Here is a 15,178-nt window from a genome sequence, read left to right on the forward strand (position 1 = left end):
TCTCTATTCGCTTTAAGCAAAGCGCTTTTCAAGATAGCTAATGATGTCTGAAGATTCATACATCCACTCGACTTTGCCGTCTTGCTCAATGCGTAAGCAAGGTACTTTTACTTTACCGCCACCTTCTAGCAATTCAGCGCGATGTTTTGAACCTTCTGGCGCATTACGCTTTTCAATTGGTAGATTTAATTTATACATAGCTCTTCGTGTTTTAGTACAAAATGGGCAGGCAGCGAATTGGTACAGAGTGAAGTTTTTCAGCTCTTGGTTGATCTCTTGTTGCTTTTCTGGCGCGCGCTTTTTCTTAGCTCCACGGGTTACAAGGTCAACGGCGATGATAACGTAGCCTAGTAGATTACGGATGAAGTTGATCAGTATTTTCATGTAAACGCTCACTTGTTCTTAAAGCTTAAATCAATTTAGGGGGTCAATGAGCGTCATTCTAACGACAAAGTGCAAATCATTTAAGGGGTAGAGTTAAATGATTTCAATTTGTGCTGTGATATGTGCCATTATCAATTTTACTTAACTGAATTTAGAGCCTTTTGGAGTCAGGATGAACAATAAAGTTATCGGTATTATTTTAGTGATCGCTGGTGCTGCTTTGGCGGTATGGGGATATAACATTTACGATGCGGCTAGTTCGCAAGTGACACGGGCAATAATTGGTGAGACACCTGTAGAAGCTTGGGTCGGGATGGTAGGGGGGATTATTTGTATTTTGGTGGGCCTTACCAGATTGAAATAATCATTAATATTTATTAAATGACAAAAGAGGTTGAATGTATCATGGAAGAAAGAAGCAAAGTGTATTTGGAGAGTTTTCTTCATTCCTTACCGCTAGAGGTCGCCGAAAAATACACGTCTTTTAGTGCCGACTATTATTGTGCTGATGAGTTTAATGCCAATCTGTGTGCTGATTTAATTGTGCAAGGTGAAAAACAAGCTTCTTGTAGTATGAAACATTGGTACAGCCACGAAGGTGAAGCCATGCCTCAGGTTGGTCATTTACAAGTCGTGACAAATTGGGACGGCAAACCTATGTGTATCATCGAAATTACTTCAGTTAGCGAGTGTCTATACTGTGAAGTAAACGCTGAGTTTGCCGCCGCGGAAGGTGAGGGCGATAAAACGTTAGGTTGGTGGCGTGAAGCGCACTGGGCTTTTTTCTCTGCGGAGTGCGAAGAGTTAGGCATTGAGCCAACGGAAGATATGCCGTTGGTGTTAGAGCGCTTTAAGGTTGTTTATCAATAAATATTGCTAGCTAGTCCCAGTTAATTTCTGCCAGTGATTCAAAGCTTGGTCGAGCAAAATAGTAGCCTTGGAAAAGATGAATGCCCATATCTTGTAATGTGAGGTATTCAGCTTGTGTTTCAACGCCTTCTGCGATGATTATCATATTCAGTTCATTAAACAGGTTTACCAAGTTTCGTACGATGATTTGGCGCTTTTTGTCTTGGTCGATGTTCTTTACGAGCGCCATATCGATTTTGGTGATGTCTGTTTTAAGGTCGGCAAGTTGGTTTAGACCATTAAATCCAGAGCCAAAGTCATCAGTAGCGGTTAAAAAACCTTGTTGCTGATAATGCTGGATGATGGATTCTAAGTGTTTGCTGTCCGTAATTTGTTCGTTTTCAGTGAATTCAAAAATGATCTTTTCTTTTGGAAATTGATACTCTTCTGCGGCGTTTAGCGTGGTTCGTATGCAAAGTTCTGGTTTGTAAACCGCGTTAGGTAAGAAGTTAATACTAAGAAAGCTGTGTTTGTGAACTTCTAGTTCTGCTGCAAGCTTGATGGCTTTCACTCGACAACTTTGATCAAAGCGATAGCGGTTCGTTTCATTAACGTTCTGAAAAACCTGAAATGCACTCTCTTGATTCAAGCCGCGTACCAGAGCTTCTTGTGCAAAGACCGTTTTTGTCCGGCTATTAATAATCGGCTGAAACGCCATTGTGAAATCAAAGCCTAAGTCACACCCAGTTGAACATTCTGCGCAGCCTAACTTTCGAAAGTCCTTTTGTATCATATCGCGGCTCTCTGTGTATTTCGTTTAGTGGGCAGAGAATAGTGAGACATCGTTTGAGTGCTTTATTCTCTATCACAATGATTTGTATAGATTATTAAACGATAGAGCTTTCAACTCAAATTTACCAGCACTGAGTTTTGCATTTTACATTGAATTGTCAGGTGTTTTAGAAAGTAGGGAGTATTTTTGGATAAAAAAGGTAGTGATTTGGCAAAAGAAAAAAGGGTTAGTCGTTTCGACTAACCCTTTTTATATCAGCGTATTCTACTGAGTGAAGCTTTGGTTATTTATCCGCTGCTTTTTCAGCTTGTTGCTTGTCGTAACGTTTTTCCCAGAACTCAGCGCCTTTGATACCAAGGGCTTTCGGGTTAAAAGTATAATCCTTTACGCCAGCGGCTTTTTGGTCTTCATAATCACGTAATGCTTTCATGGTTGGTTTTGCCATGAAGAAGATTGTGATAATACCTACAATGTTTAGCCAAGCCATTAAACCTACACCAACGTCACCTAGGTTCCAGATGTAACCTGCGGTGTTAACCGTACCGTAAGCTACCATGAACATGATAAGCAGCTTCACGAAGGTTAATGACACGTTAATGTTTAATGCTCGACGTAGGTAAGCAACGTTGGTTTCTGCAATGTAGTAATACGCCAAAATGGTGGTGAATGCGAAGAAGAACAGTGCGATACCAACAAAGATTGGACCAGTGTGACCAAAAACGCTTGCCAATGCCATTTGTGTGAAGGCAGGGGATGCGATAATAGTAGAAGGGTCTACGTTTTGCACAATGAATTGACCATCAGCCAAAGAACCCTGTACGTTGTACTGTTGCGTGATCAAGATCATCAGCGCAGTCGCTGTACAAATGAATAGAGTATCTACGTATACAGAGAAGGCTTGAACAAGACCTTGTTGTGCAGGGTGTTGAACTTCTGCTGCAGCTGCTGCATGAGGTCCTGTACCTTGACCCGCCTCATTAGAGTAAACACCACGTTTTACGCCCCAACCGATTGCTGCGCCAAATCCTGCTTGTGCAGTAAATGCATCAGTGAAGATTAGGTGGAAAATGCCAGGCACTTTGTCTAGGTTTAGGAAAACAACGATCAACGCCATCACAATATAACCAAGCGCCATGAATGGCACGATGATTTGCGTGAAGTTTGCAATACGCTTGATGCCACCAAAGATGATGAACGCCAAAACGACTAGGATAACCGCTAGCGCAACTAGTTTAGTTGAACCAACGTCACCAAAAGAACTGGATACAATAACGCCTTCACCAAAAATTTGCGTTACGGCATTACCAACGGAGTTTGCTTGAATACCTGGTAAGAAAACGCCACAGGCAAGAATAGATGACAAAGCAAACAAAACACCCAGCCAACGCCAGCCAAGACAGCGCTCGAAGTAATACGCTGGACCGCCGCGGTATTGGCCACCTTCGCTTACTTTATAAAGCTGACCTAAGGTAGACTCTGCATAAGCGGTACTAGCACCTAAGAAAGCGACAACCCACATCCAGAAAATGGCACCTGGTCCACCAAAGCCAATGGCAGCGGCAACGCCTGCAATGTTACCTGTACCAACACGACCAGAAAGAGAAACAGCTAGCGCTTGGAAAGAAGAAATGCCTTTGTCTGATTCGTTAGAGTTGAACAACAGAGAGCACATTTCTTTAAAATGACGAACCTGAGCAAAACGCGTCAGTATTGAATAGAACAAGCCAGCACCTAAACACAAATAAATTAGGGCAGGGCTCCAAATGATTCCGTTCAAGAAATCAATGAATTCTTGCATAATTAGACCTCGATATGATTCGCTCTAAGAGCATTATTAGTTGTTATGGTTTTTACTAGAGTGCAGCGATTGTGGGGAAGATCACCGTTACTTTGCGGAATATTTCTTTGAAGAAAGGTAGATTGCGCATAAAAAGTGCACCGTAGTGGGGCAAATTTAGCATGAAAAAGAAATGAGATCTATTTGTTAAAGCTGTTTTGGAGGGTTATAACAGGTTTAGTTAATTTTTCTATAAGCCATTTCATTTGGCTATTTCTGTGTGGCGTTCATCGATATACTGTTTTTTTTCACTATAAGGCTTCATAAGCATGCAATATCAATCATCATTAAGTCGAGTATCTATGGTGAAAGGGTACATTTTTGCTTCTATTTCTATTCTGGTTTGGACTGGTTTTATTTTGATTTCAAGAGCTGGTGCTCTGGCCTCCTTATCTTTAGCCGATATGATGATTGTTCGTTTCGGCACGGCATTTTGTGTGTTTTTCCCCTTTATCTGGATGCAGCGTAAGACTATTTTTCAGTGGAGGATGATGCTGTTAGGTGTAATAGGTGGCTTGGCTTATTCACTTTCTGTTTTTAATGGTTTTCAATCAGCTCCAGCGACACATGCCGCACTGTTATTGCCAGGGTTGATGCCCATTATGATTGCCATACTTGCCTATTTTTTAGCTGGTGAGAGGCATTCAGGATTTGCTTGGGCGGGTATTGGTGTTAGCAGTTTAGGTATTATCATATTGCTATTTGAAACCTTGTTATCAAGTGCATCTTATTGGATAGGTGATATTAGTTTTGTGTTCGCCTGTCTTTTTTGGGGAATCTTTACCGTATTATTAAGGCGGTGGAAGTTTGCACCATGGCATGCAACATTAGGCGTTATTACTGCAACCACGGTGTTGTTTGTGCCCTATTATCTGACTCAGCTATCACACGCTTTTGAAGGTGTGCCACGTGAAATGATAGCCTTGCAGGCCTTTTATCAGGCCATAATGGCGATTGCCGTTCAGTTTGTTTGTTATGGAAAAGCAGTACATATTTTAGGAGCGACCAAGATGGGGGCTCTGATGGCAATGGTGCCTTTATTGGCTAGTACGCTTGCAATTCCTTTATTTGGTGAGCAGGTGACAACAGGATTGGTGGTTGCTTTGATCTGTATTTGCCTAGGAACAATAATAGGTAATGTGCTCCCTATTAAACGACCAATTTTGTGAGAAAAATAACCAATGAAGGTAGTAATAATGGCTTATTACTACCTAGCTATATGATAGATTAGTCTTTCTTCTCAATCGTTACTTCTAGCGTCTTACTGCTGCCAGCAAACCATTTTTGTACATACAGCGTTCCCATGATTGGGGCTTTTCCTTCCTCTGGTATTTCTTGGTAGCGTACGCTGTTTTTGGTTTCTTTTTCGTATTCGAATGTAACGGTTGTTTTAGACATGCTGGCTTCCTTCGTTTGCTGTGTTATCAGGTGTTTTCGTAAATATTAGGGCCTTCAGGCCGCTTTCGATATTAATATCCATAAATTCGGGTGGATTATCCAGTCGATATTGGAACTCGAGTGTAGGTGCTTCTTCGCGCATGCCATCAATTAAAAATTGTGCAGGAATGCTTGGGTCATTAACACAGGCAAGCACTTGTCCATTTTCTGTCAGTAACTCGGGCAGGCGTCGTAATATTTTTTGATAGTCTTTTGTTAGAGCAAAGCTGCCCCGTTGGAAGGTTGGTGGATCAATGATGATAAGGTCATATTCGCCATATTTTTTAATTTTCCCCCAAGATTTGAAAATATCATGAGCAAAAAATTTAACGCTGTTTAAATCGTGTTGATTCAGGCGATGGTTCTCTCGTCCTCGACTCAGTACGGCTTTGGCCATGTCTAGGTTCACGACAAAGTCTGCTCCACCAGTTAAAGCGGCGACTGAAAAACCGCAGGTGTAAGCGAATAGATTGAGTACACGTTTGTCTTGGCTGTTTTCTTTTACCCAGCGTCGCCCGTATCTCATGTCTAAAAAAAGGCCAGAGTTTTGGTTTTTGCCAAGGTCTAATTGGAATAGAAGCCCATCTTCGTTAACAACTTGCTGCTCTTGATAATGTCCCCAAAGGCATTCGGTCGGGCTGCGTTCTCGACTCCGATGCTGGAGTAGGATGGATTGTACATTGAAGTCGCTCCATTTTGTTTGAATCGTCCAATTGATAATTTTATTATTTAATTTATCTAATTCGTCGGAAGAGGGTTCTTTAAAAAGAGATATGAGAATTTGCCCTTCTAGCCAATCCACAGTGATTTGCTCTAGGTCAGGAAAGCGGCGTCCTCGACCATGAAAAAGCCTTTTGGCGCCATTTGGTTGCAGTGCTAGCTGATTAAAAACGTGATCAGTTAAAATAGTGAGAGCTTGTGGGGTCATAAAATAGCATTTTGAGGGTAATTAAATGAGACGCATATTTTACTGATTACTAGGCGAGAGGCCAGAAGAAAGCGGAAAGAATAAAGCTTTTAGATTGAGGTGGATAGAAGGAATCACCGAACTTATAAGTAAAGCTCGGTGATTTTTGTGGAGCTGTTATTGGCGCTTCCAGCGAAGTGCGTCAATGAATAAGAATACTAATAAACTCACGCCCATTACAGGCAGGCTTAAGCCCAGTGCGATGGTGATAATGAGCGTAAGTGCTTTTTGGGCTGCAGACAGTTTCGACCATGCTTGCAATAGAGGTTTGGATGTTGAACCTGCTTGTGGGCGACGAATCCACCACATCTTGTAGCCTAGGATGATCATAAAGCATAGAGATAGCCCAAAGATGGCTAGTATTATTTGGTTTGCTATGCCAAACAGAACGCCCATATGAGCATCAATTCCCCAGCGAATTAGCTTGGCTACAATTGGAAAAGTCGCAAAATCGGCACGGCTGGTCACCGTCATGGTACTTGCGTCAACAGCGACACTGTCAACTTGAGTCGGCCACGAGCGATCTATTTCTCGAACAAGCCAAGCTTTATCTTTAGTGCTGGACGGTTTTATTTCCAGTTTGTTGGCATCGATTCCAGCGTCTCTTGCCGCTTTCAAAACGCCATCAAATAGAAGGTCAATATTTTCAAATTTTTCAGCAGGTTGCTTCATCGCTGTCATGTCGTGATGGCTTGCGTGATCTAAATGGTCGGCATGATCAGCAGATGTCATTGTTTTATGATTGTTGCCAGCAATCTCTCTATCGACGGATGGGGTCACCCAGCCAATGCTTGAGCGCAGTGTTCCAATATTAGCGCCAGCCCATTTTGACCAAGTTAAGCCAGTGATAGAAACAAAGATCAAACCGACAAAAAGACAAAGCCCTACTTGGTAATGGCGACGACGCTTGCGCAGGTGATTGGTTCTGCTAGCAAATTCAGCCTTATTCTTCTTGCCACCTTTGTACCATAAGAAGAGTCCGCCAAGGGCTGCGATCCAAAGCCAAGAGGCTGCTAATTCACTATAGTAACGTCCCACTTCCCCTAAAAGTAGCTGGCGATGCATAAAGTCTAAGGTTGTTCGAAGTGGTAATACGCCACTTGTACCATAAACGGGCAGGTTGCCTTTTACTTCTAATGTCACAGGGTCGATAAATAAGGCTCTTGCCCCTGTTAGTTCCGCTTCTTTGTCAAGAAACATGATACGCGTTGTATCGCCTTGCTCTGGCGCAGGGCGAACCGCGAATAAGGTTAAGTCGCTTGTTAGTTGTGATTTTGCGGCTGCGATTTGCTGGGAAAGAGGTTTATTCTCACCCACGCTTTGTGTTGTTAATACATCTTTGTAGATGGCGTTTTCAAGTTGTGGCGTGATCACATAGATGGTGCCGGTTAGGGCCGCAACAAAGATGAAAGGTCCAATAAACAGGCCAATGTAAAAGTGTAATCGTGTAATCAGCAGCAGTAATGCATTTGATGAAGACTCGGAAGTCTTGTTGGTTTTTGTTGACATAGTAATTTCTCGTCTTATAGAAAAGGGCAAAACAACGCCTCTGAGTAAAAAAAACTCACTTTTCTATCATCATAAATGACGCACGCAAAAGTACCTGATCCGTGGAGAATCAGAGATGCCCGCGTCGTACTTATTTGTTCTATTTAAACGAGAGTGACGGGTGGTGCTCTGGGGAGAATGGAGGTGAAGGGCACATTGTATTTGTGCGAAATAGTCACCGTTACTATGTTCGGGTAACGGCTTTGATTAAGGGGGATTAACTCAAAAGTTTTGGCATCGATCCAGTTTAAGTGGAAGAGCAGAGAGCAATAGCCACAAGCCTCTAAGAGATTGGCGCTTTCACCGTGACCGTGATGACCATGGTGGCTAATGTGTGCTGAGCTTGTCGGTGTGTTGCTTGCTTGCTCGGAAAGCATTTTTGCATGGTCGTGCCCTGACATATCCATACTTTCCATCGACATTTGCATCGTGGTTGGTTGGGATGAAAGTGCATTGCTTACTTGCGAGAACAGCGGGCCAAAATAAATAAGAAAAACAGCAAACAAGCAAACGCACACAGCAAGTTGCGTGCGTTTATTTGGATTGCTCTTTAATAGACGACCATTTTGAGTAGGGGTCTTTATTTGAAAGTGCAAAGCGTGTTTAACTTAAGTCAAAGATTCTGGATTAGCTTTGTAAGTCAGCAGCATGTTCTTCAGCAGAAGAAACAATGCATTCGCCAGCAAGATTTGGTGCCACACCAACTGAGAAGCCATCACCTTGCATACCAGGAAGCCATTTCTCGGCCCAATCGGCAGCGTTAATTTCTAAACTGTTAAATCCTTGATAATCTTTCTCGCCCCAAGCGGTTGCTAGGGCTTGCGCAGGCCAAATTGGTAGTACTTTATCGCTGCCAAGATCAATGATTAAACAGCCTTCTGAGTCAGCCAGCGTCCATACAGATGCGCCTTTCTTTACGAGGTTTAAAACGTGATCATAGCGTTCGCTGCTAGGTAAGCGGTAGAAGGTATCATCAAGAAGGATTGTGTTTGACATGGGGGCGGCTCAGTTAGGTAATATAAAAAATGGCATCTTACCACATTGACCAAAAAGAGTGACCAATTCAAACACTTATTGTCATCAATGTGGTTGATAAAATGCTTTATGCAAATAGGCTATTTAATTGCTTTAAATGCTGTTCTTTGTGATGTTCTTCCATCCAGCTGCCGATAATGCCATTTTTAGCGAGTTGAAATAATTCTTCTTTGCTAATGCCTGTGTCATTAATAAGTGACGCGTAGTTATCATTCATGTAACCGCCGAAATAGGCTGGATCATCTGAATTGACGGTAGCGTTTAGCCCAAGTTTCAACATGCTTCTGATAGGATGATTTTTCATGTCATTAACGACGCAAAGTTTTAAATTAGAAAGCGGGCAAACTGTTAGAGTTAAATTGCGCTCTTTTATCGTATCAATAAGTTTGTCGTCTTCTAGTGCTCTGTTGCCATGATCAATTCGATCAACACCGATTTGCTCAATGGCTTGCCAAACGTATTCTGGCGGCCCTTCTTCGCCTGCATGGGCGGTTACTTTTAGGCCGAGGTTTTTGCAGGCTTCAAAAACGCGCAAGAATTTTTCTGGTGGGTGTCCTACTTCTGAGCTGTCTAGCCCAATTCCGTCAATCCATTTTAGATAGGATTTTGCTGACTCAAGCGTTTCAAAGGCACTTTCTTCGCTCAGGTGTCGTAGGAAAGACATAATGAGCTGGGATGTCATGCCCCATTTTTTCTCTGCATCTTGAAGGGCGTTATAGATGCCTTTGATTTGCACTTCAAAACTTACGCCACGAGATAAATGACCCTGAGGATCAAAAAAAATCTCTACATGGACGACATTCTCGCTGTGGACTTTTTCTAAGTACGCCATGGTAAGGTCGTAAAAGTCGGCTTCATGAAGCAGTACAGACATGCCTTGGTAATAAAGGTCTAGAAAATCTTGTAGATTGTTGAATTGATAGGCCGCTTTCAACGCGTCTACCGTACTGTATTTCAATTCAACCTGATTACGTTGGGCTATGGCAAACATCTGCTCTGGCTCAAAGGTGCCTTCAATATGTAGATGAAGTTCTGTTTTGGGCATTTTCTTTGATAGTTCGATTAGTGTTTCCATGGGGTTACCTTTCGTTGCTTTGCCTTTGATTCTTAAATATAGCGATAAAACCGAGGATGAAAAAGAATGGTTGGCTGTGTTTAAGAATAGTGATTAGAAAAAACGGCAGAATATACAGCCAGCGGCGCTGGCTGTATATAAGCATGGTAGGACTTAACGAGGAATTTCGTCGGTAATGCCTTCCACATACCAATTAACTTGAGCAAGTTCTTGATCTGTTAGTGAGTGGTTGGCTGGGACAGCGATATTGCCTTTGTTATCTTTAATAGGGCCTGTGAATGGTTTGAATTCGCCAGACTTAATAGAAGCTAGAGTGGCATCAATCTTTGTACGCACATCTTTAGGGAGGTTTGGGTTAATAGACGCTAGAGACAGCATATCTTCATGGAAGCCGCCCCAGAAGTCCTTAGAGTCCCATTTGCCATCCATTACGGCTTGTACTCGTTTGATATAGTAAGGTGCCCAGTCATCACGAACAGAGAAAATGTGCGCATTTGGCGCAAATTTACTTTGATCTGACGCCTGACCAATAGCGCGTAAACCGCGTTTTTCAGCCGCAATCAGCGGAGCCGGGCTGTCTGTATGCTGCAGCATAACATCAACACCTTGGTCCATTAGCGCGTTTGCTGCATCGGTTTCTTTACCTGGATCATACCAAGTATTCGCCCAAACAATTTTCATTTTTACATCTGGGTTAACGCTTTTTGCGCCCATGTAAGCAGCATTGATGTCTCGGATAACTTCTGGAATCGGGAATGAACCAATATAACCAATGGTATTGGTTTTGGTCATCATGCCTGCAGCGACGCCTGAGATATAACGACCTTCGTAGGTACGAAGTACATAAGTGCCTAAGTTTTTAGACAGTTTGTAGCCAGTAGCATGCTCAAACTTCACGTTAGGGAAGCGTTTTGCCACTTTTACTGTTGGGTTCATGAAACCAAAAGAAGTAGTAAAAATAAGGTCGTTACCGGCTTTGGCTAGTTGAGTGATCACTCGTTCAGCATCCGCGCCTTCAGGCACGTTTTCAACGTAAGTGGTTTTTACCTTATCACCAAAATATTCTTCTATGCCTTTACGACCTCTATCATGCTCATAACTCCAGCCTAAATCGCCCACTGGGCCAACATAGACAAAACCGACTTTGAGTGGCTCTTCAGCTTGGACAAAACTTGCTCCAGCTAAAAGCCCAAGACTTACTAATAAACTTTTCAGTTTCATTGTTTGCTCCTTTTGTGCCCGTGTAGGGGCGTTTTATGTAGTGTTTAAATTATTATTTAAGATCAGGCCATTTGTCTTGGATCAAAAGGCTTTCCTAATGACCTAGGGGCCAGTAATTTCTCTTTAAATTTATCTGCGCTTATAATCACCATGACCACGACGGTGGCGACATATGGCAACATGGCCAATAGGTTCGGCGAAATTGACCATCCCAAGCCTTGAAGTACCAAATGCATAATGCTTGCCAAGCCAAATAGATAGGCACCTAGCATAATTCGACCAACGCGCCACGAAGCGAAAACAACCAGGGCGAGTGCAATCCAGCCCCGTCCAGCCGTCATATTTTCAACCCACATTGGGGTATAAACCAAGGACATGTAAGCGCCAGAAATACCTGCCATCACACCACCAAACATAACGGCTAGATAGCGGACTCTTAGCACTTTTATGCCAATGGCATTGGCTGCGTGTGGGTTTTCTCCAACCGCTTTAAGGGTTAGTCCAATTCGGGTTTTGTTCACCACAAACATGAGCACAAAGGTCATCGTAAAAGAGGCGTATACCAAGATGTCATGACTAAATAAAATTTTGCCCAGATAGGGAATGTCAGACAGTAATGGCACGGCAATAGGCTGGAATCCTTGAATTGTCTGACCAACCACGCCTGAGCCAATAAAGGCGCTCAACCCTGTGCCGAATATGGTTAAGGCAAGCCCTGTGGCTACTTGATTTGCACCAAGATGAAGAACAAGAACCGCAAAGATTAAGCTCATTACGCAACCCATTAGCATAGCGGAAAGTACGCCTAAACCAGCGCTTCCAGTGCCGTAAGCCGCTAGGAAGCCAACTACAGCGCCCATTAGCATCATGCCTTCCTGGCCAAGGTTGAGTACGCCGGATTTTTCACAAATGACTTCGCCTAAGGCAATAAAAAGAAGAGGTGTGCCGGTTTTAACAGCGGCAAACAATATTTGTACGATTAGATCTGAGTCCAAAATAGGCTCCTAGTTTGTCGCTTGATTAGAAAAGGCGAGGCGATTGTTAATGAAAAAATCGCAAGCCAAAAGAAAGAACAATAAAACGCCTTGAAACATACTGACTACGGCAACGGGAATGCCCATTTCAATTTGGGCTAGGTCTCCGCCCATATAAAGCACTGCCATAAACATGGCGGCAATAATTGCTCCAAGTGGATGCAAACGCCCTAAATACGCCACAATGATGGCTGAATAGCCATAACCTGGAGACACATTGGGTACAAGCTGTCCTATTGGTCCTGTTGTTTCGCTGACGCCAGCTAAGCCTGCGAGTGCCCCCGCAAACAGCATGACAAACCAGCTGAGTTTTTTGCTACTGAAACCTGCATACCTTGCTGCTGGTTCATCGGCGCCAAAAACACGAACCTGAAAGCCAAGATGGGATTTACTTAGAATAAACCAAGCAATAAAAGCCGAGATAATCGCGAATACAATACCAAGATGGATTCGGCTGCTTTCAAATAGAGTTGGCAATAATGTGGAATCTGCAAACATTGCCGACTCTGGAAAACCAAAACCTTGAGGGTCACGCAAAGGTCCATGCACAGCCCAAATCAGCAGATATAGGGCGATATAGTTAAACATGATGGTGGTTAAAATGAGGTTCGAGTTAAATCGTAATTTTAAGAAGGTAGGAACGGCTGCCCAAATCATGCCAGACGCAATGCCGGCTAATAATGTGATAGGCAGGGCGAACGCTGATTCTGAATCAACAAAGTAAAGTGCCATTGCTGACCCACCTAGGGCGCCTGCTAGTAGTTGTCCTTCTGCACCAATATTCCACATATTGGCTCGGTAACACAAAGATAATCCAACAGCGCAGAGTAGTAGAGGCCCCATTTTGACAAACATTTCTCCAATGTTGTAGCTGTCTGCTAATGGTGCAATTAACAGTACATGCAATGCCTGTGACGGCGATTTGCCTATAGCAGAAAAGAGAATGCTGCCGAAAATTAACGTTAATGCAATGGCTAGCAATGGCGAGGCGACTTTCATGAGTGAGCTTGGCTCAGTACGGGCTTGGATACGGATCATGCTTTTGCCTCTTGTGCTTGTGCGTTAGAGGCTGACGCATTATTTATAAAAGTGCCTGCCATCCATTGTCCTATTTGATCTATATTAGTTGTTCCAGTTTTAACAACTGGGGATAAATAGCCGTCGCAAACGGCCGCCATACGATCAGCTAATAAAAATAGCTCATCAATGTCTTCCGAGATAAGTAAAATGGCAGCGCCTTGGTCGCGAAGTTCCAATAAAGCTTGGTGAATGGCAAGAGCTGCTCCAACGTCGACTCCCCAAGTAGGGTGAGCGCAGATAAGCACTTTAGGGTTCTGCCCAATTTCGCGCCCCATAATGAATTTTTGTAAATTACCACCACTTAAGCTTTTTGCTTCGGAAAATTCACCGTGGCATTTCACTTTATATTTGGCGATCAGCTCGCTGGTGTAATCTTTTATGCTCTGCCAATCGACTAGGCCGTTTTTAATAAAGCCTTCACTGTGCGTTAAAAGGGTATTTTCAGTTAGGCTCATGTCCGGAACTGCGCCTCGACCTAGGCGTTCTTCGGGTACGTAGGCCATACCTAGTTTACGTCGCTCTCCAGCATGCAAATGACCAATATTTAAATTGTCGAGTGATAGACTGTTTTTTACATTACGTTCATCTTCGCCGCTGATTATAGCCATCAATTCGTCTTGACCATTGCCAGCAACACCCGCAATGCCGAGTATTTCACCAGATTTTAATTCAAAATTAATATTCTTTAATGAAGTGCCAAAAGGCTGTTTAGCTGGAAGTGACAAATTCTGAACATGGAATATTTGCTGTGTTCCTTCTCTTTTTACATAGCCAGCATCTTGTTCGGCGAGGTCGCCAACCATCATTTTTGCAATTGAGGCAGGCGTCTCGTTATTCGGTACGCAGGTATCAACGACTTTGCCACCACGTAAAATGGTCGCTTTATGGCAAATTTCAGTGACTTCGTGAAGTTTGTGGCTGATGAATAAAATACTGCAGCCTTCGTTCGAAAGTGTGCGTAGAACGGCAAATAACCCTGACACTTCTTGGGGTGTTAGAACGGAGGTGGGTTCATCTAAAATTAGCAGTTTCACGGATTGAACAAGGCAGCGCATGATTTCAACACGTTGTCTTTCGCCAATAGAAAGCGAATGAACGTATCGGCTAGGCTGGACGTTTAAACCGTATTCTGCAGAGAGCTGAGTAATTCTTTCTGCTAAATCTCCGATTTCATTTAATTGTGTTTTGCTCAAACATAATTCAATGTTTTGACTAACTGTTAATGTTTCGAATAATGAGAAGTGTTGGAATACCATGCCAATACCTAGGTCACGGGCAATGGAAGGTGACTTGATAGAGACTTCTTTACCATTCCAAATAATATCCCCTTTGTCTGGGGCGACAACACCATAAATAGTTTTAACTAAGGTGCTTTTTCCTGCGCCATTTTCTCCTAGTAGCGCGTGAATCTCTCCAGGCATCAATGTAAGGCTGATGTTGTCGTTGGCAAGACAGCCTGGATACTGTTTGGTGATGTTTGCCAGTTCGAGGCGTGATACCAAATTGTGTTTTTTCAATGTTCTGGCACCTTATTTTTGTAGGTTTGATTAGCGAATCACTGCTTTGTCATTTTGTACTGTAAGTTTTGACTCTCACACGACCGTTTTGCACTATTTTGGGTTTGGTTGTGCTTCATTTTTGTGCGTAAATGCAGTGTGTTTTGGGTGTTTTTGACCGATCAGTTAAAAAATGATTGTCTTCTAGATATAATGGATTTGTTTATCAATATTCATGCCAATGAACTGATATAACGTGGTGGTCTAGAGTAAGTAAATTTAGAGTGATTGTCTTTATCTGAAAATAGTTTTTAAGGGTACATTATTTGTTAGCGGTATTTAGTGAGCTATTTCCTTGTTTGAATTTCTAGGAAATGAAGTTGATATTCTGTAGTATATTGCGTTTAGCCTCCGCATTCTAG

16 protein-coding genes are annotated in these 15,178 nt (G+C 42.8%); 3 read left to right on the forward strand and 13 right to left on the reverse strand.

The features are described 5' to 3' along the window. Positions 1–12 precede the first annotated feature (12 nt). Positions 13–384 (reverse strand): glutathione S-transferase N-terminal domain-containing protein, encoded by a 372-nt coding sequence (locus AC2A4J_RS09820; protein WP_484175872.1) that lies wholly within the window; start codon positions 382–384, stop codon positions 13–15. 172 nt (positions 385–556) lie between these two features. Between AC2A4J_RS09820 and AC2A4J_RS09825 the strand changes: the two genes are divergently transcribed. Beyond that, on the forward strand, positions 557–748 hold the full coding sequence (locus tag AC2A4J_RS09825; RefSeq protein ID WP_255828845.1) for a DUF3185 family protein: 192 nt from the start codon (positions 557–559) through the stop codon (positions 746–748). 41 nt (positions 749–789) lie between these two features. Then, positions 790–1,254, forward strand: coding sequence for an ASCH domain-containing protein (locus tag AC2A4J_RS09830; protein ID WP_484175873.1), 465 nt, complete (start codon positions 790–792; stop codon positions 1,252–1,254). Between the two features lie 10 nt (positions 1,255–1,264). On the opposite strand, the gene AC2A4J_RS09835 is transcribed toward AC2A4J_RS09830, so the two are convergent. Beyond that, complete coding sequence (locus AC2A4J_RS09835) at positions 1,265–2,026, reverse strand: EAL domain-containing protein (protein WP_255828847.1); 762 nt, start codon at positions 2,024–2,026, stop codon at positions 1,265–1,267. Between the two features lie 283 nt (positions 2,027–2,309). Then, on the reverse strand, positions 2,310–3,824 hold the full coding sequence (locus tag AC2A4J_RS09840) for an alanine/glycine:cation symporter family protein (protein ID WP_255828848.1): 1,515 nt from the start codon (positions 3,822–3,824) through the stop codon (positions 2,310–2,312). A gap of 308 nt (positions 3,825–4,132) precedes the next feature. Between AC2A4J_RS09840 and AC2A4J_RS09845 the strand changes: the two genes are divergently transcribed. After that, positions 4,133–5,032, forward strand: coding sequence for a DMT family transporter (locus AC2A4J_RS09845; RefSeq protein ID WP_484175874.1), 900 nt, complete (start codon positions 4,133–4,135; stop codon positions 5,030–5,032). Positions 5,033–5,090: 58 nt separating this feature from the next. Here the strand turns inward: AC2A4J_RS09845 and AC2A4J_RS09850 are convergent, their stop codons facing one another. The 10 genes from AC2A4J_RS09850 to AC2A4J_RS09895 all read right to left on the reverse strand — a co-directional run bounded on the left by AC2A4J_RS09850 (position 5,091) and on the right by AC2A4J_RS09895 (position 14,777). After that, positions 5,091–5,261 (reverse strand): hypothetical protein, encoded by a 171-nt coding sequence (locus tag AC2A4J_RS09850; protein ID WP_255828851.1) that lies wholly within the window; start codon positions 5,259–5,261, stop codon positions 5,091–5,093. Beyond that, positions 5,254–6,228, reverse strand: a complete 975-nt coding sequence (locus AC2A4J_RS09855) for a class I SAM-dependent methyltransferase (RefSeq protein WP_255828852.1) — start codon at positions 6,226–6,228, stop codon at positions 5,254–5,256. The genes AC2A4J_RS09850 and AC2A4J_RS09855 overlap by 8 nt, the downstream gene beginning before the upstream one ends. Before the next feature lie 156 nt (positions 6,229–6,384). After that, entirely contained in the window at positions 6,385–7,776 is a 1,392-nt protein-coding gene (locus tag AC2A4J_RS09860) for a PepSY-associated TM helix domain-containing protein (protein WP_484175875.1), read from the reverse strand. A 143-nt stretch (positions 7,777–7,919) separates the two neighbouring features. Then, positions 7,920–8,333, reverse strand: a complete 414-nt coding sequence (locus AC2A4J_RS09865; RefSeq protein WP_484176080.1) for a DUF2946 domain-containing protein — start codon at positions 8,331–8,333, stop codon at positions 7,920–7,922. A 109-nt stretch (positions 8,334–8,442) separates the two neighbouring features. After that, positions 8,443–8,811: a DUF2750 domain-containing protein gene (locus AC2A4J_RS09870; protein ID WP_255828854.1), complete on the reverse strand. Its 369-nt coding sequence runs from the start codon at positions 8,809–8,811 to the stop codon at positions 8,443–8,445. Positions 8,812–8,917: 106 nt separating this feature from the next. Continuing rightward, positions 8,918–9,925 (reverse strand): adenosine deaminase, encoded by a 1,008-nt coding sequence (locus AC2A4J_RS09875; protein WP_484175876.1) that lies wholly within the window; start codon positions 9,923–9,925, stop codon positions 8,918–8,920. Positions 9,926–10,078: 153 nt separating this feature from the next. Further along, positions 10,079–11,146 (reverse strand): BMP family ABC transporter substrate-binding protein, encoded by a 1,068-nt coding sequence (locus AC2A4J_RS09880; protein WP_255828856.1) that lies wholly within the window; start codon positions 11,144–11,146, stop codon positions 10,079–10,081. Between the two features lie 62 nt (positions 11,147–11,208). Further along, entirely contained in the window at positions 11,209–12,141 is a 933-nt protein-coding gene (locus AC2A4J_RS09885; protein ID WP_255828857.1) for an ABC transporter permease, read from the reverse strand. A gap of 9 nt (positions 12,142–12,150) precedes the next feature. Then, entirely contained in the window at positions 12,151–13,218 is a 1,068-nt protein-coding gene (locus AC2A4J_RS09890; protein ID WP_484175877.1) for an ABC transporter permease, read from the reverse strand. Then, positions 13,215–14,777, reverse strand: a complete 1,563-nt coding sequence (locus AC2A4J_RS09895; protein WP_484175878.1) for an ABC transporter ATP-binding protein — start codon at positions 14,775–14,777, stop codon at positions 13,215–13,217. The genes AC2A4J_RS09890 and AC2A4J_RS09895 overlap by 4 nt, the downstream gene beginning before the upstream one ends. Positions 14,778–15,178 lie beyond the last annotated feature (401 nt).

Source organism: Marinomonas sp. ATLA20, assembly GCF_057180105.1.